The organism is Janthinobacterium sp. 61, assembly GCF_002846335.1.
In the GTDB taxonomy this organism is placed as follows: Bacteria; Pseudomonadota; Gammaproteobacteria; order Burkholderiales; family Burkholderiaceae_D; genus Janthinobacterium.
The window spans coordinates 1,471,922-1,494,299 of record NZ_PJMQ01000001.1 but is presented as its reverse complement, the minus strand read 5'-3'; the positions used below and the strand labels follow the sequence as shown (position 1 = coordinate 1,494,299).

Annotated in this window: 13 protein-coding genes and 1 pseudogene; 4 read left to right on the top strand and 10 right to left on the bottom strand. The window is 55.4% G+C overall.

Features of this window, described 5'->3' with window-relative positions; translation table 11 throughout:
* Positions 1–251: 251 nt before the first annotated feature.
* From CLU92_RS06900 to CLU92_RS06855, 9 genes are all read right to left on the bottom strand, one after another.
* Positions 252–2,843 carry a heavy metal translocating P-type ATPase gene (locus tag CLU92_RS06900; RefSeq protein WP_101481278.1) on the bottom strand — a complete coding sequence of 864 codons (2,592 nt, stop codon included), beginning with the start codon at positions 2,841–2,843 and terminating at the stop codon, positions 252–254.
* A gap of 112 nt (positions 2,844–2,955) precedes the next feature.
* Positions 2,956–3,723, bottom strand: a complete 768-nt coding sequence (locus CLU92_RS06895; RefSeq protein ID WP_242428561.1) for a ZIP family metal transporter — start codon at positions 3,721–3,723, stop codon at positions 2,956–2,958.
* 45 nt (positions 3,724–3,768) lie between these two features.
* Positions 3,769–4,161: a hypothetical protein gene (locus CLU92_RS06890; RefSeq protein WP_081344992.1), complete on the bottom strand. Its 393-nt coding sequence runs from the start codon at positions 4,159–4,161 to the stop codon at positions 3,769–3,771.
* 247 nt (positions 4,162–4,408) lie between these two features.
* Complete coding sequence (locus CLU92_RS27425; protein WP_071080226.1) at positions 4,409–4,651, bottom strand: hypothetical protein; 243 nt, start codon at positions 4,649–4,651, stop codon at positions 4,409–4,411.
* A 376-nt stretch (positions 4,652–5,027) separates the two neighbouring features.
* Positions 5,028–8,213, bottom strand: a complete 3,186-nt coding sequence (locus CLU92_RS06880; protein WP_071080225.1) for a CusA/CzcA family heavy metal efflux RND transporter — start codon at positions 8,211–8,213, stop codon at positions 5,028–5,030.
* Positions 8,214–8,227: 14 nt separating this feature from the next.
* Positions 8,228–9,748 (bottom strand): efflux RND transporter periplasmic adaptor subunit, encoded by a 1,521-nt coding sequence (locus CLU92_RS06875; protein WP_071080224.1) that lies wholly within the window; start codon positions 9,746–9,748, stop codon positions 8,228–8,230.
* Positions 9,745–11,070: a TolC family protein gene (locus CLU92_RS06870; RefSeq protein ID WP_071080223.1), complete on the bottom strand. Its 1,326-nt coding sequence runs from the start codon at positions 11,068–11,070 to the stop codon at positions 9,745–9,747. The genes CLU92_RS06875 and CLU92_RS06870 overlap by 4 nt, the downstream gene beginning before the upstream one ends.
* Before the next feature lie 756 nt (positions 11,071–11,826).
* Positions 11,827–12,369, bottom strand: a complete 543-nt coding sequence (locus tag CLU92_RS06865) for a cell wall metabolism sensor histidine kinase WalK (protein WP_257561005.1) — start codon at positions 12,367–12,369, stop codon at positions 11,827–11,829.
* Positions 12,370–12,596: 227 nt separating this feature from the next.
* The gene (locus CLU92_RS06855) at positions 12,597–14,549 is read right to left on the bottom strand and encodes an FTR1 family protein (RefSeq protein ID WP_071080221.1); all 1,953 of its coding nucleotides are present in this window, start codon (positions 14,547–14,549) and stop codon (positions 12,597–12,599) included.
* A 542-nt stretch (positions 14,550–15,091) separates the two neighbouring features.
* On the opposite strand from CLU92_RS06855, the gene CLU92_RS06850 reads away from it, so the two are divergent.
* The 4 genes from CLU92_RS06850 to CLU92_RS06835 are packed head-to-tail and all read left to right on the top strand — an operon-like array spanning position 15,092 to position 21,153.
* Positions 15,092–16,411, top strand: a complete 1,320-nt coding sequence (locus CLU92_RS06850) for a TolC family protein (protein ID WP_101481277.1) — start codon at positions 15,092–15,094, stop codon at positions 16,409–16,411.
* 47 nt (positions 16,412–16,458) lie between these two features.
* On the top strand, positions 16,459–17,673 hold the full coding sequence (locus tag CLU92_RS06845) for an efflux RND transporter periplasmic adaptor subunit (RefSeq protein WP_071080542.1): 1,215 nt from the start codon (positions 16,459–16,461) through the stop codon (positions 17,671–17,673).
* Positions 17,674–17,682: 9 nt separating this feature from the next.
* On the top strand, positions 17,683–20,775 hold the full coding sequence (locus CLU92_RS06840; RefSeq protein WP_071080220.1) for an efflux RND transporter permease subunit: 3,093 nt from the start codon (positions 17,683–17,685) through the stop codon (positions 20,773–20,775).
* Between the two features lie 48 nt (positions 20,776–20,823).
* Positions 20,824–21,153, top strand: coding sequence for a P-II family nitrogen regulator (locus CLU92_RS06835; RefSeq protein ID WP_071080219.1), 330 nt, complete (start codon positions 20,824–20,826; stop codon positions 21,151–21,153).
* A gap of 899 nt (positions 21,154–22,052) precedes the next feature.
* Here CLU92_RS06835 and CLU92_RS06830 read toward each other — a convergent pair.
* Positions 22,053–22,366, bottom strand: a pseudogene (locus tag CLU92_RS06830) (Tn3 family transposase); the annotation flags it as partial.
* Positions 22,367–22,378: the final 12 nt, after the last annotated feature.

Here is a 22,378-nt window from a genome sequence, read left to right as displayed (position 1 = left end):
AATCATCAAATTTCTATTTTCAATATTAATAATTCTATATTCATGCCGGGTACTTGACAACTTGCATTTTTTTCGGCGTGCCAGAGGACATGCACCCCATGGGGGCGAATCCGCCAGCGCCGCGGGCCGTCGAATGGCGACTTCGGCGGCGGTCGTTAGATGCGTTCGATTTGCCTGTCAATCGCGTTCGCGCCTGTTCGTTCCGTTCACTGTAGCGGTCTGTCAGGTACCCAAAGGCGCCTTGACCTTGTTCAAGCGGATGTGGGTTTTAGTTTCACGTCGCCATACGCAAGCAGACGCAGGGCATTGATGACGACCAGTAGCGTGGATCCTTCATGAAAAATGACAGCCGTTCCGATGTTCAAACCAAAGATGGTGGCTGGTATCAGGACTGCGACGACGCCAAGGCTGACCCATAGGTTCTGCTTGATGATGCGGCTCGTACTGCGCGAGAGGCCGACGGCAAACGGCAACTGCGCCAGGTCGTCTGCCATCAGCGCAACATCGGCCGTTTCCAACGCGACATCCGAGCCGGCGGCGCCCATGGCAATACCAACCGTCGCATTGGCCATCGCCGGCGCATCGTTCACACCATCGCCGACCATTGCCACCTTGCCGTGTTTCTGGCGCAGTTCCTTGATGGCCTCGACTTTTTTCTCAGGCATGAGATCGCCGCGGGCTTCCGTCAGGCCGACACTTTTGGCGACCGCGTCGGCGACTTGCTGGTTGTCGCCGGAAATCATGATCAGCCGTTCAATGCCAAGTTTGCGCAGCGCCGCCATGACGTCGCTGGCAACCGGACGCGGCGTGTCCATGACACCCAATACGCCAAGAAAGCGCTGCCCTTTGCGTACTATCATCGTCGTGCGTCCAGTCACCACCAATTTACTGTTCGACTCTTCGACGTCCGCCGGCAACGGCTGGCCGTCGATCTCCGAAAAAAGCGCCGGCTTGCCAATATGGACCAATTCGCCGTCCACCATGGCTTGCACCCCACGGCCCGTAATACTCTTGATATCGGATGCCTGCACGGTCGCTGGCTTGTCGCCCAACCGTTCCTTCGCGCCGGCCACGACCGCGGACGCCAGCGGATGATCGCTCTGTTCCTCGATCGCCATCGCCACCGATAACAGTTCGTCTTCGGTCGCCCCTGCGGCTGCGATCGCATCCGTCAATTTCGGTTTACCTTCGGTGAGGGTGCCAGTTTTATCAAAGGCAATAGAGGTCAGGGTACCCAGATTTTCCAGCGGCGCACCGCCCTTTACAAGAACGCCGCCGCGCGCGGCGCGCGCGACACCGCTCAAGACAGCGCTCGGCACCGAGATCGCCAACGCGCAAGGACTTGCCGCGACCAGTACCGCCATGGCGCGGTAGAAACTTTCGGCGAATGATTCATCAACAACGACCCAGGCGAACAAGAGCAGGGTTACCAGTCCCAGGACCACCGGTACAAAAATACGTTCGAAGCGCTCGGTAAAGTTTTGCGTCGGAGAGCGCTGTGTCTCGGCATCGGTGACCATTTTTACCACGCGGGCCATAGTCGATTGATCTGCACGCCTGGCAACCATCACTTCAATAGCCCCGCTGCCATTGATGGTTCCTGCAAAGACTCGATTTTCAGCAGCAACCTTATCAAAGGCCAATACCGCCTCCTTAGGATTGTCTGTCGGCTGTTTGTCGGTTGGAACACTTTCCCCCGTCACCGGTGCCTGGTTCACGCTGGTCGTGCCTTTCGTAACGACGCCATCTGCTGCGAGACGTTCGTTCGGTAGGACAATAACGATATCGCCCAGTTGTAGCTCAGCTACGGGTACGTCAACCACTTTGCCATCCCTGCGCACGCTGGCCGTTTCAGGCGCCAATTTTGCTAAGGCTTCAATCGCTCGGCGTGCACGTCCCATCGCATAATGCTCCAGCGAATGCCCTAGGCTGAATAAAAAGAGCAACAGCGAACCTTCCGCCCATTTTCCCAAAGCGGCGGCGCCGATGGCCGCAACGAGCATCAAGGTGTCGATCTCGAAGCGGCGTGCAAGTAAATTGTCGATAGCTTCCTTGACGGTGAAATAACCGCCAAAAAAATACGCCGCGATAAACATGGCTGTTGGCAGCCAATCGGGACCGAATGCCAGACGGCCTATTGCCCAACCTGACAAGAGCATGATGCCGGCAATACCTGCAAAGATGAGTTCCGAATTTTCGCCGGACGGCCCGCCATGGGCATGATCGTTATTCGCATGGCTGTCCTTGGAGTCGCTGTCGGCATGCTTGTGGTCTGCATGGTTGTTTGCTTGCACGCCGTCCTTGTGGCGAGCCGTACTGCTACCGCCGTCCCTTTCTTCATGCGCGGGTTGTCCCGGCGGTATGCTGTTCGCTCCCGGCTGCGCGCCACTCGATCCAGAAACGGATAGTTCTGGATCTGAGATTTTATCGCGCAAGACCGTTTCTGAAACGAGTGTGCGGTCATATTCGACCCTGACGGCCCCTGAGGGCGCTACATCGGCCTCGAACACGCCAGGCATGCGGCGTAGGTTCTCAGCCAAGGTTCTGGCCGCACGCGCATGCAGGGCGGCGCTCGTGCGCAGCGAAAGATGTACATACTTGGATGTCAACTGTGCTCCGGCCGCGCTCACGAAGTCGCGCACGCGCTGCAAAGTCATTACCTCGGGGTCATAGTGGACACACAAGGTAGGCTTGCCCGCATCGACGCCCGTGATATGCACCTGTTCAATGCCAGGGCGACCGGTCAACAATCTCGTCAGTCGTTCCACGCAACGGTCGCCTGCATCGCGCACGTCGGGTAGCACAAGGGGCAGGTCTAGGCGAACTTTGGTTTCTGTGGTCATCGAATTTTTTACTTTCTTTTAAGGGTAATAGTTGGCCACCGGCTGACAACGCCGGCCATGTTTAAAACTTATCCGGCGCGGCATCTATGGCGCCGCTGTCGGTATACTGCCGCTAAAGAATCATCCCTACGATGAGCAATACGATGAAGCCGATGAAAAACATCCCTGTCTGCATGAAGCCGATGAGCATGACAGGGGGCTGCTCACCAGCTCCAGGAGCCTCGTGCGCTTCGACCAGCAGCTCTTCGGTCACCAGGTACAGTAAGGCTGCGACGCCAAAAGCGAGCAGTGCGTCGAGCGCCGCCGAAGGCAGCACGGTCAACGCGATCGCCCCCTCGGCCGCACCGGCAAGAAGCAAAGCGCCGAGCAGCACGGGAATCCAGATCATCCGCCCGCGTGGTTCGGAATTTGCGCTTAGCGACGTGGCACATGCCAGGCCAAGAAAAAATACTTCCAACGTCATAGCGATGGTGAGCAGCAAGCCTTGCTTTTTTCCTGCAGCAAATCCAAGCCCAATAAGCAGTCCATCAAGCGCGATATCGATTCCCATCGCGGCAAGCAAACCCATGGACAACTTTGGCGAAGACTTACCTTCCATCTTGGCATTTTCAGAAAAGAACTTAATCGCTACCATCGTGATGAAGCCCAATGAAAACCCCACGATGGTCCACAGCGGCATGCGCCTGTGGGCCAGATCAGGCAATAATTCGGTGGCCAGTACGCAAAAAATAAGTCCGGCAGCGAAGTGCTGGATGCCACTGCGCACTGCTTTTCGGGGGAGGTATACGAATGCCACCAGACCGCCTGCTACGACGGCGATCGCGGGGAATATGGCGAAGCCCAATACGCCGAGCACTACGCCGGCATGATCGCTTATCAATTTACCCCCCTTTAAAAGTCTATTTGTTTTATCTGGATTTTTTTGTCATTTTTCTGACCGATCAACCTCAGGCCGCACCTTGCGACGCTTCGGCCAAGTGATGAGCACGACACAGGATAAAGCGATTGCAATTCCGCACCAGTCGACCGGCGTAATCAGCAGATTCGACTTGAGCCAAAACCAAGCCGCTACGCTGGCACAGAAAACGGCGCCATAGATTGAATACATGCCCTGATTGCCAGATTGGTGCAACATGACCAAGCCGAAAAACATACCGCTGCTCAATGCTACCGCTGCCCATAACCAGGCACTGTGAGGAGCCGATAGGCATACGAGAGCAAAATAGATCGATGCCAATTCGGCAAACGCCGTGATAAAAAAAAGCGTTGCCCTTCGTGCCTTGTTTACCGCTAGCTGTTTTGTCGGCTGGTGACTCATCGACTATTTCCTGTTGGTGTTATCGCCTCGGTTTGCGGATACGTCAAGTCTTCAATAATTTTAAGTAAAGCATGCGCGTTCGACCAGATCAATAAGGATATGAATGATTTTAATGTGCATCTCCTGGACATGATCGGCACATTTTCCACCTGGCGCGCTCATACACACGTCGCCGACATGTTCACACATTTCTTTAAGTCCATTTATCTTGAGCCTTTATTGCCACCAAACGGAGGCAAGCGCCCGGCTAACGACGGGAGCGCTTTCGCTTTCGGGGTTGTGCCTCCGCATGCCCTTTTTTATTCTGATCGGATTTCTTGGTCCTGCTTGACCAATGCAGCCATAAAACGAATCCCGCAACGAGTAGAAACGTCAGCGCCGAGGTGCCGATCACGGTCCACGTGACCTCATCATGAATGTCCTTCGCCTGTACAACGGCGACGCTTTCATTATTTTTTTTCGGAGATGCCGTGCGGCTGTCATCCATCATTTGAAACCCTCATTCACTGAAATAAAGATGTTAATGGTTGGGATTCGATGAAAATTTGATGTTTTTTTTAAATTTTTCTGTCTTTTAGTTTGATCTGCTCAGCAACCACCGTATGTCCGGGGTCCAATAGGAGACAGAGTCATAGACAAAAAATACAAGTAAAATTAATAGAATGGCTTTCATGGAACAATCTCTCAAAAAGATTATTATTATTTTTAAGTAACTCATTTAATTTCCTCGTACTTTCCTGTTGAAAATTTCATCAACAGCAATAATTTGCTCGCGTATTGCAAGCCGACGCTCTGAAATTCGATCCACCTGGGCGTTGAAACATCCAGGTGGAAAACCGAATAAACAAAAGCTCGGTAGCAAAAAATCAAGCTGGAATGGGATCCTTTTTGTGGATGCCGACCGGTTCTGCATCGTCGTCCTTGCCATGCGCCAAGCGATACAGCAGCGGCAACACCAGTAAAGTGAGCAGTGTCGAGGAAATAATCCCTCCGATAACGACTGTCGCCAGTGGCTGCTGCACCTCGGCGCCGGTGCCGGTTGCGATCGCCATTGGAATGAATCCCAGCGAGGCCACCAGCGCGGTCATCAACACCGGCCGCAGGCGTGTCAGTGCCCCCGTCGTGATCGCCTGATCAAGGGACATACCCTCCTCGCGCAGCGTACGGATGAAGGAAATCATCACCAAGCCGTTGAGTACCGCGACTCCCGACAAGGCGATGAAGCCCACCGCAGCGGAAATCGACAGCGGGATATCGCGCAGCCAGAGCGCCAGGATGCCACCCGTCAAGGCAAATGGAATTCCGGTAAACACGATCAATCCATCCTTTGCGTTGTTAAACATCACAAATAGCAAGGTAAAGACCAGGAACAGTGCAAGCGGCACTACCAGCTGCAGTCGCTGGGTGGCCGATTGTAATTGTTCGAAGGTACCGCCCCACGTCATCCAATAGCCTGGCGGGATTTTGACTTCTCTCTGTATCAGCTGTTCGGCTTCAGGAACAAAGGTGCCGATGTCTCGTCCGCGCACGTTGGCACTGACGACGATGCGCCGCTTGCCGTTTTCCCGGCTGATCTGGTTGGGTCCGGGTGCAAAATCGAGTGTTGCCACTTCGGCCAAAGGAATAAAGCTTACTTCCCCTGGAACGCCATCCTTGCCTGCGGCGCGGGCAAGTGGGATGGGCAAGCGCTTGAGTGCTTCCAGATCGGTGCGCAGGTTTTCCGGCAGGCGCACGATGATATCGAAACGGCGATCGCCCTCGAATACGGTTCCGGCGTTGCGTCCCCCTGTGGCGATGGCCAGGGCCTCTTGTACCGCGCCGACATTGAGGCCATAACGCGCCGTCTTTTCTCTGTCGATATTTACTGTCAGCATCGGTAATCCCGACGTTTGCTCGGTCTTGACCTCCGCCGCGCCGGGAATGCGGCCGATCACCGCGGCGATTTGTGCTGCGGTGGCGTTTAGCACGTCCATGTCGTCGCCGTAAATTTTCACTGCGACGTCACTGCGCACGCCGGAAATGAGTTCATTGAAGCGCAGTTGGATTGGCTGTGAAAACTCATAGCTGTTACCGGCGTACGTTGCTGCCTCGGCCTGCACTGCGGCCAGCACCTCGGCCCGTGTTTTCTTCGGGGCAGGCCAGTCTTTTTCAGGCTTGAGCATCACATAACCATCCGAAATATTCGGCGGCATGGGATCGGAGGCGATTTCCGCAGTACCAGTACGAGCAAACACGCGATCGATCTCTGGAAACTTGGCTTTCAAGCCGGCTTCGAGCTTTTTCTGCATGTCGAGCGATTGTGTCAGGCTGGTGCCTGGAATACGCAGCGATTGGATGGCAAAATCGCCCTCATTGAGATTCGGTACAAACTCGCTGCCCATTCGGCTTGCGAGAGCGCCCGAAAGGATAATGAGTACGACAGAGGCCGTTACCACGACTGCCTTGTTAAGCATGACCTTCGCCAACAGCGGGGTATAGATTCGCTTGGCGTACTCCATCAGACGGTTTTCTTTTTCAGCGACATGCTTGCCGATGAACAGGGCAACAGCAGCCGGAATGAATGTCAGGGACAGGATCATCGCACCCAGCAGAGCGGCAACTACCGTAAACGCCATCGGATGAAACATTTTCCCTTCCACGCCAGTGAGCGCAAAGATGGGGATGTAGACGATCATGATGATGAGTTGGCCGAACAACAAAGGACGGCGCGCTTCTTTCGCCGCCGCGAATACCTCATGAAAGCGCTCCGAGCGGGTCAGTGCACGCTGGTGGTGTGCTTGGGCATGCGCAAGCCGGCGTACGCAGTTTTCGACGATCACAACGGCGCCATCGATAATGATGCCGAAATCCAGGGCGCCAAGGCTCATCAGATTTGCGCTGACCTTATAGGTAACCATCCCGGTAAAGGTGAAAAGCATGGCCAGCGGAATGACCATCGCGGTGATCAGTGCGGCCCGAATATTGCCGAGGAAAAGGAACAGCACGGCAATTACCAGTACCGCGCCTTCGAGCAAGTTTTTCTTGACGGTATTGATTGCTTTATCCACCAAGACAGTACGGTCGTAGACCGTCACCGCCTTGACGCCAGCGGGCAAGGTACGATTAATTTCCTCCATTTTTTTATCGACCGCCTGCGACACAATGCGGCTATTCTGGCCTATGAGCATGAATACGGTACCGAGTACGACTTCGCGGCCGTTGTCGGTTGCCGCGCCGGTGCGCAGCTCACGACCCACTTCAACTTCAGCGACGTCGCGGATGCGGATCGGCACGCCCTGTACTGTGTTGAGAATGACATTGCGCATATCGTCGAGCGACTTGACTTGGCCCGGCGCGCGTATCAGGAATTGCTCGCCGCGTTTTTCGATATAGCCGGCGCCGACGTTATTGTTGTTGCTGTCGAGCGCGGTGACGATGTCCTGGAAAGTCAGACCATAAGAGGACAATTTTGTTGGATTCGGGGTGACGTGGTATTCCTTCGCGTAACCGCCGATCGAGTTAATTTCCGTAACACCTGTCACATTGCGCAATTGCGGCTTGATGATCCAATCCTGGATCTCGCGCAAATCGGTCGGCGTGTAGGGCTGGCCATCCGTTTTTTTTGCATTTGGCTCGCTTTCCACCGTCCACAGGTAGATTTCGCCCAGGCCTGTAGAAATAGGACCGAGCACTGGCGATACGCCTTGAGGCAGGCGCTCGCGCGCTTCCTGCAGCCGCTGGTTAACCAGTTGCCGCGCGAAGTAAATATCCGTGCCGTCCTTGAAGATCACGGTGATTTGCGACAGGCCGTAACGTGACAGGGAGCGTGTCTGGTCGAGGTCGGGTAAGCCGGCCATCACTGTTTCAATAGGAAACGTCACGCGTTGTTCGACTTCGAGCGGTGAGTAGCCCGCTGCCGACGTATTGATTTGCACCTGGACGTTGGTGATATCCGGCACCGCGTCGATGGGCAGTTTTTGGTAGCTGAATATACCAACGCCCATCATTGCAATAACGGCAAGCATCACCAACCATCGGTGTTCAATGGAAAAACGGATTATGCGTTCAAACATGAGTTCTCTCCGGCTTAATGTGCATGTTCGGCGCTGTCTTTGCCCTGCTCCGCCTTGAGGACGAAGCTACCTTTTGCCGCATAGACCGTACCGGCGACAAGGCCTTTGACGATCTCGGTATATTTACCGTCGCTGCGGCCGGTTTCCACTGGCTGGGCAAAGAAGCCACCCTCGATACCGATGTACACAGCAGGACTTTCGCCCACCGTCTGGATCGCCTCGCTCGACACTGCCACTGCAACATCGCGCTCATCGGACGTGAGTTCGACGTTCACGAACAGGCCCGGGCGCCATGCCAGCTTCGGATTGGCCAGGGTAACGCGTGCTTTGGCGGTGCGGGTTTGTTCGCCCAGCAGCGATCCAACGTATGACACGACGCCGCTTGCCTCGGAATCCATGGAGGTCGCTTTCACGATGGCTTTCGTGCCGACTCGCACAGCGCCAATATCCTTGGCCGGGACAATGATCTCGGCCCAGACGGTGGACAGGTCGGCGATGGTAAACACCATCGCTTCCGCCGTGACGGACTCGCCCAGGGTAATGTGCTTTTCCACAATAGCGCCGTCGAACGGGGCGCGCAGTTCAAAACGGCTCAATGCGCCCGAAGTTCCGGTGGAGGCACCGATGGCGGCGATTTTTTGCGTCGCATTTTGTGAAGCGATTTCGGCCTCGCGCAGGCTCTGCTGAGCTTGCAGATAATCTTGCTCGGCAGAGATCTTGTCTTCCCAGAGCTTCTTCTCGCGCTCATACGTCAGTTTCGCCAAGGCCAGGCGCTTCTGGGCGCCAAGTGACTCGCTACGCATTTCCGACAGTACCGTGCTGGCGATGACCGCCAAAACTTGTCCCTTTTTGACCTGCTGTCCCAACTCGACCGCGACACTTTCGACGACCCCTTGCAGCCGCGGCACGACGTGCGCGGTACGGTCTTCATTAAACCGTATTTCGCCGGCCAGTTGAAACACACTGTTGATCTTGGCCCCGCCGGCGGTCGCCATGACCACACCGGCGGTTTTGATTTGGGCCGCGCTCAGCTCGATTTTGCCTTCCTCGCTCTGGATCTTGATCTGAATCGCCGCGCCACCCTTGCGCACGGTAATGAACGCGTCGAAGATATGTGGCTCGGCGATGCTGCCTTTGGCGAGCAGGCTGTCCTTGTCGACGGCAAAGTCGAAGTTCAGCGTTTGTCCGTCGGCGCGTTTGATTTGTTCGGTCGCAGTGGCCGAAGCCGGGGCGATTTGTTTGCCGTTCTCGTACAGCCAGAGGCGATGGCGGGCCTCGCCGTTTTCTTCGGCAAGGACCACTTCAACCGACGTGGCTCCCTGAACAAATAACTTGCCACCGTGTGCTCCTTTTTTTGTCGAGCCGGATCCGGAACCGCCTTTGGCGTCGGCACTCTCGGACGTTTCGGCCTCCTTGGATTCTTCCTTGTTGTCGGATTTCCCGGTAAATAAAATAGCGATCAGCAAGGCTATGCCGACGACCAGAACGCCGATAATCGCGCCTATTGTTTTCTTTTCAATGTTCGGTGTTTTCATTTTGCTTCCTGATAGGAGATCGCAGGTGCGATCAATGCGCCGTTCGATTCAACGCGGCCGAGAATGCGGTCAATGTCTGAAGCGGCCCGATGCGATTCGGCGAGCGCTCGTACATATTGGGTTTTGGCCTGGAACAGCGTGCGTTGGGCATCGAGTACGTCGAGAAATCCGAACTTGCCCAACTCAAACCCCTTGGATGCCGCTTCATACGCGCTGAGCGCGCCCGGCAAAATTTCGGTACGTAAAATCCCCAATTCGGACTGGGCGGCTTCGAGGCGTGCCGATGCTTCGCCAACTTCCATTGTCAACCTGTTCTCCACCACTTTCAGTTCGTCCTTTGCCTTGTCGGCACGGCGCAATGCGGCAAGGACATTGCCTTGATTGCGGTCAAAGAACGGGAGGGGGATCGACAGACCCAGGATGGTGCGGCGTGGCCCTGCTTGACCGAGTTGTTCATCGCGCTGCGTGCCGACAATCACATTCAAGTCGGGTACCCGGCGGCTGCGTTCGACTTTGGCCAGTGCGATCTGGCGATCGATTTCGAGCCGTGCCCGCAGCGTTTGGGGTGCGCCTGGCAGGCGTGTCAGCAATTCGTTCGATGTCGGAATGGCAGTAGATGACATATCAAGCGCCACCACAGAATAGAACTGCGGTGTTTGGATGCCCCAGGTTGCCGCAAGGCGCCGCTTGGAAAGCGTTAACTCGTTAGTTGCCTGATTGAGTTCAATTTTACTGCTTGCTCCCGCGACGCGCGCCCGCGTTTCTTCTACCGGAGACACTTTCCCGGCGATGACACGTCTTGCGGCGGCATCGCTGACGCGCTGGGCGAGTTGTTGCGATTCTTGTGCAAGTTGGTAGCGCTCTTGCGCCGCCACGACATCGAAAAATGCCGTCACGACGTCTGCACGCAGCGACGTGCGGTAGCCAGCCAGATCAGCGGCAGCGATTTCGCTTCCGACATCGGCAGCGACGATGCGTGCAGCACGTTTGCCGCCCAGCTCCAAAGGCTGGCTAAACTGTACGGTTCTTGTCCGCTGTTCTTTCTGCAAACCCTCGGACAGGATAGAAAGTTCAGGATTGCGTCGTGCGCCGGCCTGGATACGCTCACCAGCGGCGATATCAATATCGCGCGCGGCGGCCCGTAATCCCGGGTTTCCCTCAAAGGCGAGCCTGATTGCCTCAGACAGAGTGAGAGGCGTAGAACCGACCTGAGCGGCTTCTGAAATAATAGGTGCAGATGGCGGATATGCCGTTTGTGCAGTCGCCTGCAAGGGATATGCCAATGCAAGCGCAAGCCCCAGCGGCAGTAAAAATAGTCGCATAAAATTCTCCAAAAAAATGAATAGGAAGAATCCGGCGATGACACGCCTACGCGTATGCGTAACGATCTACAGGGAGCTAAAAATGTGCAGATGTATAGGAACGAGTGTCGCCGGACTAGGCGGCGACATGCCACTGAGGGCGTTCGGGTAATTCGAGGTAGGGAGGGGGAAGTACCGGTACCAACAAGGGCGCCGGATGATCTACTATCATGGGTTCGAGGAAGCTGGCAGTCCATGCCAGCACACCAACAGATCCATGAGTGCACGATGGGCAATCGAGGTGGACCGAAGTTTTTTTCGGCGTAGACGCATTTCCACAACAAACATCCTTCGATTTGCTGTGTTCATGCTGGTGATGTCCGAAATGCTGGCTGGCTTTACCGGTTTCATGCATGCAATAGGCGCTCGCGACTCCCCAGCTCATCTGGAGAGCAAATGCGACAGCTATCATGTAAAGGAACCGTTTGACCATGCGAAGTATTATAGCGCATGAAATTACTTTGGAATGTTGCGCGTATTTCCTCGATAAGTTCAGAGCGTAGCGCTGAGCCAATATTTCACAAACTGAAGTACCTCCATCGCTTCCGGCGTCACCACCTTGTTGTCCGCTCCCTTGAGCTGGCCCGAGTGGCCGCCTTCATCTAGTTGCGCAGCGTCTGGTCGCTCAGCCCAAGCTCCTTGGCCATCGAAGGAACTAAGTCTTCCAAAGTAACGTTATTTTACGTCACCTGTGGAAGACGAATTTTCAGGGGAAGTTCAAACTGTTTCGTTCGGTGCAGTCGTCTCAGGAAAAAATAGCGTGAACTGGGTAAATCCATCAAGCTCACTCGTGACACTGGCACGGCCATGGTGAAGCCCTATGAAGGAATTGACGATTGAAAGTCCAAGCCCAGCCGAGGCTGACGTACTGGACCTCGATTTATCGGAAATGTAGAACCGGTCAAACACCCGCGGCAGGTGTTCCTGCATGATGACTGGGCCAGGATTGGAAACGGAAACCACGGCCCCGTCGTCGTTAGCTGTCGCCGTGAGCGTGATAGTTTCACCCTTTGGGGTGTACCGTATGGCGTTCGATACGAGGTTGCTCACCGCGCGGCGAAGCAGAAGTCCATCAGCAAGCACTTTACCAGTGGCGATGACGCTGAATGATATCCCGGCGTCGGATGCCGACCCTTCAAAAAACTCGCGACGCTGGCCGGGCTTGGCTACGTACCGGATCTGTCGAGCCATAGCCTGCGGCGGGGGACGGCCACCAGCGCGCATCGGGCTGGTGCTGACTTCCGCGACATCAAGTGCCAAGGCGGCTGGCGCCACGATGGCACGGGGCAAGGTTACATCGAGGAGGCCGGTCGATTCGAGGATAACGCGGCCGGAAGCCTGCTACGTGCGAGGGCGAAACGAAACTGATTCGCATCAACGTCGATACCCCGCCATTTACAGTAACTTCGTGCCAATTCCCAAACGACGAACGGTATTCCAGCCGGTCATCTTCCTTGGACGAGATTACGGTAATTATCTTGACCGAGTCAACGTTCCATCATGGCGTCATCCGCTTTTGCACTTGATTTCCGTTGAGACTGGATATTGTAGACAACGCTGGCCACAATAATCATCAGGGTCAGCACTTGCGCCAGTATGGTTTGCATCGACGGGTAGACACCTAGGACGTCAATTCGAGGCATGGTGATTGGCGTTATTTCCAGATAGCCAATTTTTTGCAGTGCGGCGACACCTTTACCCATGAGCACAATTGCCAGCACTGCAACCAGAGCCGAGCTGAACGCGAAAAACTGGCTGATCGGCAAACGCGCCGACGAGCGCAATAAAATCACACCGATGGCAGCGAGGATTGCCGTGCCGGTCGCAAGGCCGGCGAGTAAGTACCCACCGTTCTCTGGTGTCCAAAGCGCCGCGTAAAACAGGACGGTTTCAAAGACCTCACGATAGACCGTGACGAACGCCAATAGGAACAGCATCATGGCCGATTTTTTGTTCAGCGCCGACGACAGCTTTTGTTTGACGTAGGATTGCCAGCGCCCCGCCAGACTCTTTTGATGCATCCAGATGCCAACGCCGAGTAGAACGATAGCGGCAAAGATGGCCGAAAACCCCTCTGTCATCTCGCGGCTAGCTCCGCTCAGGTCGACTAGGTACGTGGCGACCGCCCATGTTAGTCCGCCTGCCGCCAGCGCCGCCATCCAGCCGGCATGCACATAGGGCAGAACGTCGGTGCGTTCAGCCTTCTTCAGAAAAGCTATCATCGCGACTACAACCAACAATGCTTCAAGCCCTTCGCGCAGCAGGATCGTCAACGCGCCCACAAACGTCGACAGCGGATCATTGGATGAATCGAGCGCTAATTGCGCCTCGGTCAGCAACACCAGCAAACGCTGCTCGATGGAATGCGCCTGCGGGACATTCCCAGTAGTGACCGCATTGCGATAAGAGCCCATGGTCTTTTCGATATTCTCAAACAAGCCCTTGTTCTTGGCCGCCAGCGCCGGCTCGACGGGTTCGAATCCGTCGAGATAGGCAGATAACGCAAGCCGCGCCGCCGCCGACTTGTCTCCGCTATCCAAGGCGGCAATGCTTTCCCTTAACTTGTTCTTGGCAATCGGAAGACTGTCCGCGCCCGATGCATTGAGGGCGTCCGGCGTGCTTCTCAAATAGGCGACCAACGGCCGCGCCGCATCTCCTACAGCGGTTTTGGCAAGCGCCGCCTCGGCGGTCAGGCTCAATTTGGCAAGCGTGGGCACGGCCGCGTGCAGATCCGCACGTGACGACCATAGCTTTGCGCCTGCCTGACGCTCACTCCCAGAGTACGACAGCGTAGACGCAAAATAGGCGACAGCCCAACGCTCATCCTCTGATAGTTGTGCAAAGCTTGGCATTGATGTACCCGCGACGCCCTGTGTGATGATTTGCTGCAGGGCGAACACGCTACGCTCTTGAGCGCGACTGTGGTCCGACAGCGCAATGGGTGGTGGATTCAAGGTGGCGGCCAGTGGGCCATCAGCATGGCCCGATACTCCGTGACAGGAAGCGCACTGGCTTTGGTAGAGCGCTGCACCACGCTGCAGATCCGGCAATTTGGTGGGAGCAACCGGAACAGGATAGATCGCGAGCAAAGCGGCAGCTAACGCGTGCGCTTGGTCGCCGACCGCCGCCGCCGGCGCTTTTTCAGCAACGGACGCACGCAGCGTGGCCGCGTCCTTTATCAATCCTGGTAGGGCCTGGCTGGTCGGCATTTCTGTCAGTTGCCGTTCCGCGGTGTAAGCAAACTCCTGCATCTCAGTGTATTCCACTTGGTTGACCACCGCACCGTCCTTGACGGATTTATGATAGTCAACAGCGATATAGTCGAGCAACTGCCAGACCTGCTTCGTTTTGTTCTGTGTGGATAGGTCATCTGCATGAACCGGCAGCAGCGATGACGCGAGACAGATCAGGGCAATCGAAAAAAAGCGGAGAGTGAACATACAGTTTTTTCTTCAAAAATCGAAAGGTTAATGCGAATAATTCCCATTGTAATCTTCTTTTGCTAGTCGTAGGCTTATGTGTATAATATTAAGGGATGAAACGTGCGCTCCTTATCCTGCTAATGACTTTATTGCCGCTCCACATGGCGTGGGCAGCGATAGCAGGCATACGCGAATTGGCGGACACGAGTCTTTCGCAGGCTGCGTCTGAAAACGCAGGACAACGCTCCACCGTTGATAAGCCCACTCAGAAAACTGCCAACAAATATCAACGTAGTTGCTGCCCAGGTTGCCACCTGTTTTGTAATTTTGCCGCCGCTACACCAGCGTACTCCTTCAATTCATTAATTCCGGTAGAACAAGACTTTGTGTCCGTTTTATCCGATGCCACGGCATACCAATCGCACATTCCCGATGGGCCAATACGGCCTAAATGGCCTGCCGCCAGCTGAGCTGGCGGGGGCGTTCTGTTCTAAGCGCACACTTTAGTTGGCGCTATTGCGACCTCTCGCCGAATATTCCTCGTTTTGTTGGAGAATTCGATGCAAGTCGTTATGCTGCCGCTCTTTGCGGCACTACTAGTCATTCCCGTTGCTGCCCATGCCAGTGAACGGGTGATACAAATCTCAGTTGATCAAACCGCCGTTACTGCCATGACGTCCGGAACCTCGCTCTCGCTCGAACAGGCGTTTCTGCGTGCTGAACAACAGAACCCAGATCTGCGCCGTGCGCTAGCACAGCGGGCGGCGGTCGAAGGCGAAGCGGCAGATGCGCGCGGCCTGCTACGTAACAATCCGGAATTGTCATTGGAACGCACTCGGCGCACTGTGCCCCAAGCTGGCTTGACATCCGACATTCAACGCGAGTGGATGGTGGGCATCGCCCAAACCGTCGAAATCGCGGGCCAACAAGGTTATCGGCGCCAAGCGGCCCGACAGGAACTTGATGCGCTCGATGCATCGATTGAGGAGGCGCGGCTCCGGTTGCGCGGTGAAGTAGAACGCCGGTTCGTCCAAGTGCTGTCGCTGCAGGAACGTGCGGCAACGGAACAGAGCTCGCTGAAGACCATTGAAGATACCGCATTGGCAATCAAGAAACGGGTGACGGCCGGCGAGGATAGCCGTCTCGATGGCAACTTGGCCCAAGTCGAAGCGGTTCGTGCCAGAAATCAAATCGGCTCATTGCAAGAACAGGTGATACAAGCCCGTGCAGAATTGGGCACGATCCTCCAGTTGCCACCCGGCCAGCTTCCCGAAGCGATAGGTTTGCTGGATGTTCCGACGCCCGACTACACACTGGAAAAATTGCTAGAGCAAAGCGCAAACCGTCCTCAGCTGCGAGTACTCGATCACCGCGAACAGGCGGCGACACATCGCCTCTCTCTTGAGCACGCGGCGCGTTACCCGGACGTGACAATGGGAATTTCGACCGCCCGTGAAGGCGCTAGTGATGCCCGCGAACGGATTACCCGATTGACACTGTCACTGCCGTTGCCACTATTTCGAAATAACGCCAGCGGAATCGGGCGTGCAAGTACTGATCTGACGCAGGCACAGATCGAGCGGCAAAGCGCTATTCGCGACACAGGAGCGGACATCAACGCGATGTGGCAAAAACTACAGAGCCAAATTGTACGGATGAACGCTTTGCGTCTGTCCGCGCTTCCCGCTCTTGAAGAAAACCAGCGCCTGTCGCTCAAGAGTCTGCAGGCAGGCGAGATCGGATTGATGCAACTCCTTCTCGTAAACCGCCAAGTACTCGATGGACGGCGCGACCTGATCGATGCCGAAACCGAACTGCGGATGACACGTATTGCTCTGCAGCAGGCAGCCGGATGGCTCGATACCGGGGCACCAAGATGAGCCCAGAGATTCACTCCAACTCCAAACATTCTGACGGAAAAATATCCATGACCTCACTCCAATGGCGTTGCGCCTGCGCGCTCCTCTTGGTAGCGGCCCTCGCCGGTTGCGGCAAAGGGCAATCCTCGACACCGACCGCCGCTAAACAAGAACAGCCTGCTGGACAGCGAGCCGACTCGGCGAGCGAGAAAGGGAAATCGGCAGAAAGCGCCGAACATGAAAAGGGAAAGCTACAGCTTTCCGCTGAAGAGATTCAAGCTGCGGACATCTCCATCGCCCCATTACAAGAAAAAGAGGTCAGTGAGCAAATCGAAGTGACAGCATCGATCGGTGCCAATCAAGACCGGTTTGCCCACGTCGCGCCGAGAGTCGCAGGTCGGCTAGTCAAAGTAATAGGCAATCTGGGAGACAATGTGCGGTCGGGTCAAACGCTAGCGTTGATCGACAGCATTGAAGTGGGAGAAGCTCAGTCTGCATTCATACAGGCGGTCAGCGAACATGCTTTGGCAAAGGCCGGTGCGGAACGTGCTGACAAGCTGTTTGCCGATCAAATCATCCCACAAAAGGATTATTTGCGTGCCAAGGGAGATTTTGAGAAATCCAAGGCCGTGTTGCGCGCAGCGGAAGATAGGCGTCAGACCTTGGGAGTCGCCGGGCACCAGGCGTCCACAAGCGGCACCTCTGTATTTGCTGTCTCCGCGCCGTTTGCCGGCACGGTGGTGGAAAAAAAAGCGGTGCTCGGTGAGCTTGCGCAGCCGGATAAGGTCCTCTATGCCATAGCGGACCTCTCCAGTGTTTGGATTGATGTCAACCTGTACGAGAAGGATATTGCGAGAGTCAAGACCGGCGCAGCGGCACTCATTACCTTGACCGCTTACCCCGGTGAGAGCTTTACAGGAAAGGTCTCTTATATCAGCAGCCTAATGGACAAGGAGACGCGCACAATCAAAGCCAGAGTAGAGGTTCCTAATCCAGACGGGAAGCTGAAATTGGACATGTTCGCTACAGCGGCGATCATGGCGGGAGGTGGGAGCAAGAAGCTGCTGCTTCCCGAACAGGCCGTCGTACTAATTCAAGGACAACCTACTGCATTTGTGCGCGAGGACGATGGCTTCGAGGCGCGCGCGGTCGACCTGGGCGAAAAGCTGCGTGGAAACGTGGTGTTGAAGTCGGGTATCAAGCCAGGCGAAAAAGTGGTGACTTCTGGTGCCTATGCATTGAAGGCCAAGATGCTCAAGTCGCAAATCGGCGACGCTGATTAAGGGGCCACTATGCTAAATACCATTGTTGATGTATCGCTGCGCTACAAGGTGCTGGTCATTGTTGCGTTCGTGATTGTTATTCTTTTTGGGATAAAGACCTGGCGCGATCTGCCGGTTGATGCTTTCCCCGACGTCACCCCGGTTCAGGTCAATATCTACACGGAATCGCCAGGACTGGCTGCCGAAGATGTCGAGAAACTGCTGACCACGCCGATCGAAACGAGCATGGCTGGTCTCGCCGGTGTGGAGGCGATTCGGTCAGTCTCGCTGTTTGGGTTGTCCTATGTGAGTGTCAATTTCAAGGATGACGTCGATACCTATTTCGCGCGGCGACTGGTCAGCGAAAAATTGCTGGAAGCGAAACAGCGGATACCGGAAGGGTATGGGGAGCCGACACTCGGTGCCAATAGCTCAGGACTGGGACAGGTCTTCTGGTATACCGTCGAATCGGCTGATCAAAGCATGTCGACAATGGACTTGCGAACGCTGCAAGACTGGAATGTGCGGCTCAAACTGCGCACGGCGGCTGGCGTAGATGACGTGACATCCTGGGGCGGTGATGAAAAGCAGTATCAGGTGCTGATCAATCCGAATCAGTTAATCAAATATGGCATCAGCCTCAAAGCCGTCATGGAAACGTTAACGGCCAATAACCGCCAGGTCGGCGGGCAGTATTTGAACATCGGACAAGAGCAATATCTGGTGCGCGGCCTGGGTCTGGTCGCTAGTGTGAAAGACATTGGCAGTGTGGTACTGGCGACCCGCAACGGTACGCCGGTCTATGTGCGAGATATCGCCGAGGTCAAGGAAGGTCCCTCCCTGCGCTCAGGTGCCGTAACAAAGGATGGCAAAGAAGTCGTGCTTGGCACGGCGCTGCAGCGCATCGGGGAAAATGCCAAGGTTGTCGTTGAAGGGGTGAAGGAGAAACTCAAGGTCGTTCAACAAGGGCTGCCCAAAGGCGTGTCGATTAAGCCCATTTATGACCGTACCGAATTGGTTGACAAGGCAGTCGCCACGGCGGAACGCGCTTTGATTGAAGGGTCGATTCTGGTTGCACTCATTCTGTTCCTGTTTCTGGGTGAAATCCGGTCCGCCCTAGTCGTTATCGTCACCTTGCCGTTGGCAATGCTCATCAGCTTCATCCTGATGAAGCAATGGGGTCTCTCAGCGAACTTGATGTCGCTTGCCGGCTTGGCGGTGGGGATCGGCATGATGGTCGACGGCGCGGTCGTGCTGGTCGAGAATGGATTTCGTTTGCTGTCCCATCAAGGCGGCAAGTCCGTCAACAAGACCCACATCATCCTTGAGGCGGCGCGCGAAGTGATGAACCCCGTTGCGTTTGCCATCCTGATCATCATTGTCGTCTTCCTGCCCTTGTTCTCCCTGACCGGATTGGAGGGCAAGATGTTCAAGCCGATGGCATTGGCCATCACCTTTGCCATGATCGGTTCACTGGTACTGACACTGACGCTGGTGCCCGTATTGTCGGCGCTGATTCTGAAACCTAAGCAAGAGAAGGATACCTTTGTTGTTCGGCATGCAAAGCGACTCTATCTGCCATTGCTGGATTGGGCACTGGAACGAAAAAAGCTCGTCGTCAGCGTAGCGGTCGTGGCGCTGCTCGCGTCCTTTGCATTGGTTCCTTTTCTGGGCAAGGAGTTCATGCCTTCTTTGCAGGAAGGCACGATCATGTTCCGAGTAAGCAGCATCCCATCAACCTCGCTCGACGAATCGATCCGCATCTCCCAGCAACTGGAAAAGACGCTGAAAACGTTCCCCCAAACTGACTCGGCCATTGCGATGATTGGACGGGCCGAAAAAGGTGATACGGCAGACGTGAACTACATGGAATTGCTGGTGAATCTGAAACCGCAAGCCACCTGGCCCGAGAAGATCAACGTGCCGACGTTGGCAAAAACGATGCAGGAGAAGCTCGAAAAGGCCGCACCTTCATCGGTGATTTCGGCGACCCAACCGATCCAGATGCGCGTAGAAGAGCTGATTTCAGGCGTACGCGCCACGTTGGCATTGAAGCTGTATGGTGAGGACCTGAACACGCTGGACCGGCTATCCGGCCAGCTCAAGGGCGTACTTGACAAAGTTCCTGGCGTAGCGGATCTGTCGCTCGAAGCAAACAAGGGTAAGCCGCAATTGGTCATTAATGTGAACCGGGACGCCGCAGCGCGCTACGGGATCAACGCCAATGACATCCTCGATGTGGTCCAGGCAGGTATCGGCGGCAAGGCCGTGTCCACGGTGATCGAGGGCACCAGACGCTTCGACATCCAGGTGTGGTTGGCGCCAGAATTTCGCAACAGCGTCCAAAGCATCAGTGCCATCCCGATTCGCACCGAGAGCGGCGCCCTGGTGCCCCTGTCGGATGTGGCGACAATCGAACTCGACGAAGGCTATTCGTTCGTCCGCCGGGAACAGCTGCAGCGCTATGCGGTCATCCAGATGGACGTCAAAGGCCGGGACGTAGATAGCTTCGTGAAGGAAGCCAGCGCAAAAATCGCTCAACAGGTCAAGCTTCCGGAGGGCTATGTGATCGAGTGGGGCGGTGCCTTCGAGAATCAGCAACGAGCGATGACCAAACTGGCCATCATCGTTCCCTTGACCATCGGCCTGATCTTTATTTTGCTCTACACAGCTTTCAATTCACTCACCTACGCCACGCTCATCATCGCCAACGTGCCCTTCGCGACAATCGGCGGTGTGGTGGGCCTGTTCATCACGGGACAATACCTGTCCGTGCCGTCGGCGATCGGATTCATCGCGGTCTTTGGCGTTGCCATGCTCAATGGCATAGTCCTGGTCACCTTCCTGAATGACCAGCGCGAACAAGGCATGTCGATTCGCGACGCGGTGCGGCAAGGAGCGGCATTGCGTTTGCGACCGGTCCTGATGACCGCATCGATCGCGATTTTTGGTCTGGTACCGATGCTGTTGTCGAGCGGAGTCGGGGCCGAGACACAGCGACCGCTGGCCACCGTTGTTGTTGGCGGTCTATTCACTTCGACGGCGTTGACCCTCTTACTACTTCCGCTGCTCTACGAGTGGGTGGAGAATCGCAAGCAACGTAAAGCTCTTTCGGCGACTTAATCGACCATTTGCCGCCCCAACGGGCGGCATCCCTTAGCGGAGCATGACATGAAACAGATTAACGCTTTTGTACATCCTCATCACATCACCGCAGTGACCGAGGCATTGCGTGACTCCGGAATGTGCGATATCACTTCGGGTATCGGTTGCTATCACCTGACAGTCTCAACTGTGCAAAGACTGTACACCAGTGCGGACCCGCACCAGCAACACTATTCCGTCGAGCTTGCCGAGCCGGTAGTGGCGGAAATAAAGTTGGAACTCATTTGTGACGACGGCTTGGCTGAGTCGCTGCAGCAGCTCATTATTCAGGCTGCGCAGCCCAGCACAGGATGGGTCTTCATCAACGACATTCAAAGCGCCACTAAAGTTGGCTAGTGACGAGGTGACCTCACTTTCATGGAAATAGACTGCGATGAAAACTCACATATTTGCATTGGTAGCATCGGCATTGACGGCTGCGGTTCTAACTCTAACAGGATGTGCGACAGATCCGGGATTGGGTCCCAACAGCCGAGCCGGCTATGTTAGCGAAATCTACACCGTTGAGAATTTACGCGTATCCCCGCCGCGCTGTCTTACGTCATTGACATCAGCGCAGATCGCTGCCGGAACTTATATAGGAATCAAGGTTCCCCACGGCCGCCACGGCGAATATCTCAGCGCGCATGTGCCTTCATCGATCAAGCCTGAGCTTTACGACAAGGTCGAAATATCCCCACAATACTGCAAGGACGGGAACGTGCCGGAAGTAATACAGATCCTGTCGGGTAGTGTTTCGCCTGACAGTTCCCCCGAAACGCCTCTCACTCGGGACAAAAAGTAGCCCAAGCCACCAAGCTGGTCACCTTCGATAGCATGCGCCGAGTGGCGTACACTGGCCTAGCCTAGAGAGTAACGCTTTTCCGGTATTCTCTCTGAAACAGTCATCAGCGCTAACCCTGCAAAATAACGCTAGTGTCCCGAGTTAAAAATTCGTTGAATAAATATGCCGAGAATCGCTCCGATACTGCGTCACAAATGCGCGCCAGGCCCCGGCCTAGCTGTGCTTTGTTCCTTGTCTCCATGCGATTTCAACACATTTAATCATCAACGAATTTCCAACTCAGTACACTAGGGAAACATGAATAAAGGAGTTCTTTGAAGACAAAAACGAATCAACAAGTTGCGGTTGTGCGGTGACATCATCGACGTCAATGATGACCTCCTCGCTTGCAGACCAAAGTCGCGCGACATATCACATCGAAAATATGGATTGCCCGACCGAGGAAGGACTGATCGACGAAGGCATCCCAGGACATGACGGCCTCAATGGCGGCGAATGGGTCGCGGCCCGACTGTTTGGCGTCAACCAGCACCTGGCCGATGCGTCCGCACAGGCGCGCCTTGGCATTGATCGCCATGCTGGACGCCTGGAACTGCTGCTGATGCTTGTTCTGGGCAGCATTAAACAGCTTGCCCATAATGCGGTCGTGCAGGTCGATGATTTCGTCGGTGACGGTGGCCATGCCCTCGATAACTTAGCCAGGTCGGCAGGCGTCATCTGGCCGCCCTCGCGGGCAATCTTGAGCAGACGGTTCTGGTGAGCCAGCATTGCATCCAG

Excerpts from the sequence above, each read along its gene's own strand:
- CLU92_RS06900 (WP_101481278.1), bottom strand. The coding sequence starts at position 2,843 with ATGACCACAGAAACCAAAGTTCGCCTAGACCTGCCCCTTGTGCTACCC.
- CLU92_RS06845 (WP_071080542.1), top strand. The coding sequence starts at position 16,459 with ATGACCTCACTCCAATGGCGTTGCGCCTGCGCGCTCCTCTTGGTAGCG.
- CLU92_RS06835 (WP_071080219.1), top strand. The coding sequence starts at position 20,824 with ATGAAACAGATTAACGCTTTTGTACATCCTCATCACATCACCGCAGTG.
- CLU92_RS06875 (WP_071080224.1), bottom strand. The coding sequence starts at position 9,748 with ATGAAAACACCGAACATTGAAAAGAAAACAATAGGCGCGATTATCGGC.
- CLU92_RS06855 (WP_071080221.1), bottom strand. The coding sequence starts at position 14,549 with ATGTTCACTCTCCGCTTTTTTTCGATTGCCCTGATCTGTCTCGCGTCA.
- CLU92_RS27425 (WP_071080226.1), bottom strand. The coding sequence starts at position 4,651 with ATGATGGATGACAGCCGCACGGCATCTCCGAAAAAAAATAATGAAAGC.
- CLU92_RS06840 (WP_071080220.1), top strand. The coding sequence starts at position 17,683 with ATGCTAAATACCATTGTTGATGTATCGCTGCGCTACAAGGTGCTGGTC.
- CLU92_RS06880 (WP_071080225.1), bottom strand. The coding sequence starts at position 8,213 with ATGTTTGAACGCATAATCCGTTTTTCCATTGAACACCGATGGTTGGTG.
- CLU92_RS06850 (WP_101481277.1), top strand. The coding sequence starts at position 15,092 with ATGCAAGTCGTTATGCTGCCGCTCTTTGCGGCACTACTAGTCATTCCC.
- CLU92_RS06890 (WP_081344992.1), bottom strand. The coding sequence starts at position 4,161 with ATGAGTCACCAGCCGACAAAACAGCTAGCGGTAAACAAGGCACGAAGG.
- CLU92_RS06870 (WP_071080223.1), bottom strand. The coding sequence starts at position 11,070 with ATGCGACTATTTTTACTGCCGCTGGGGCTTGCGCTTGCATTGGCATAT.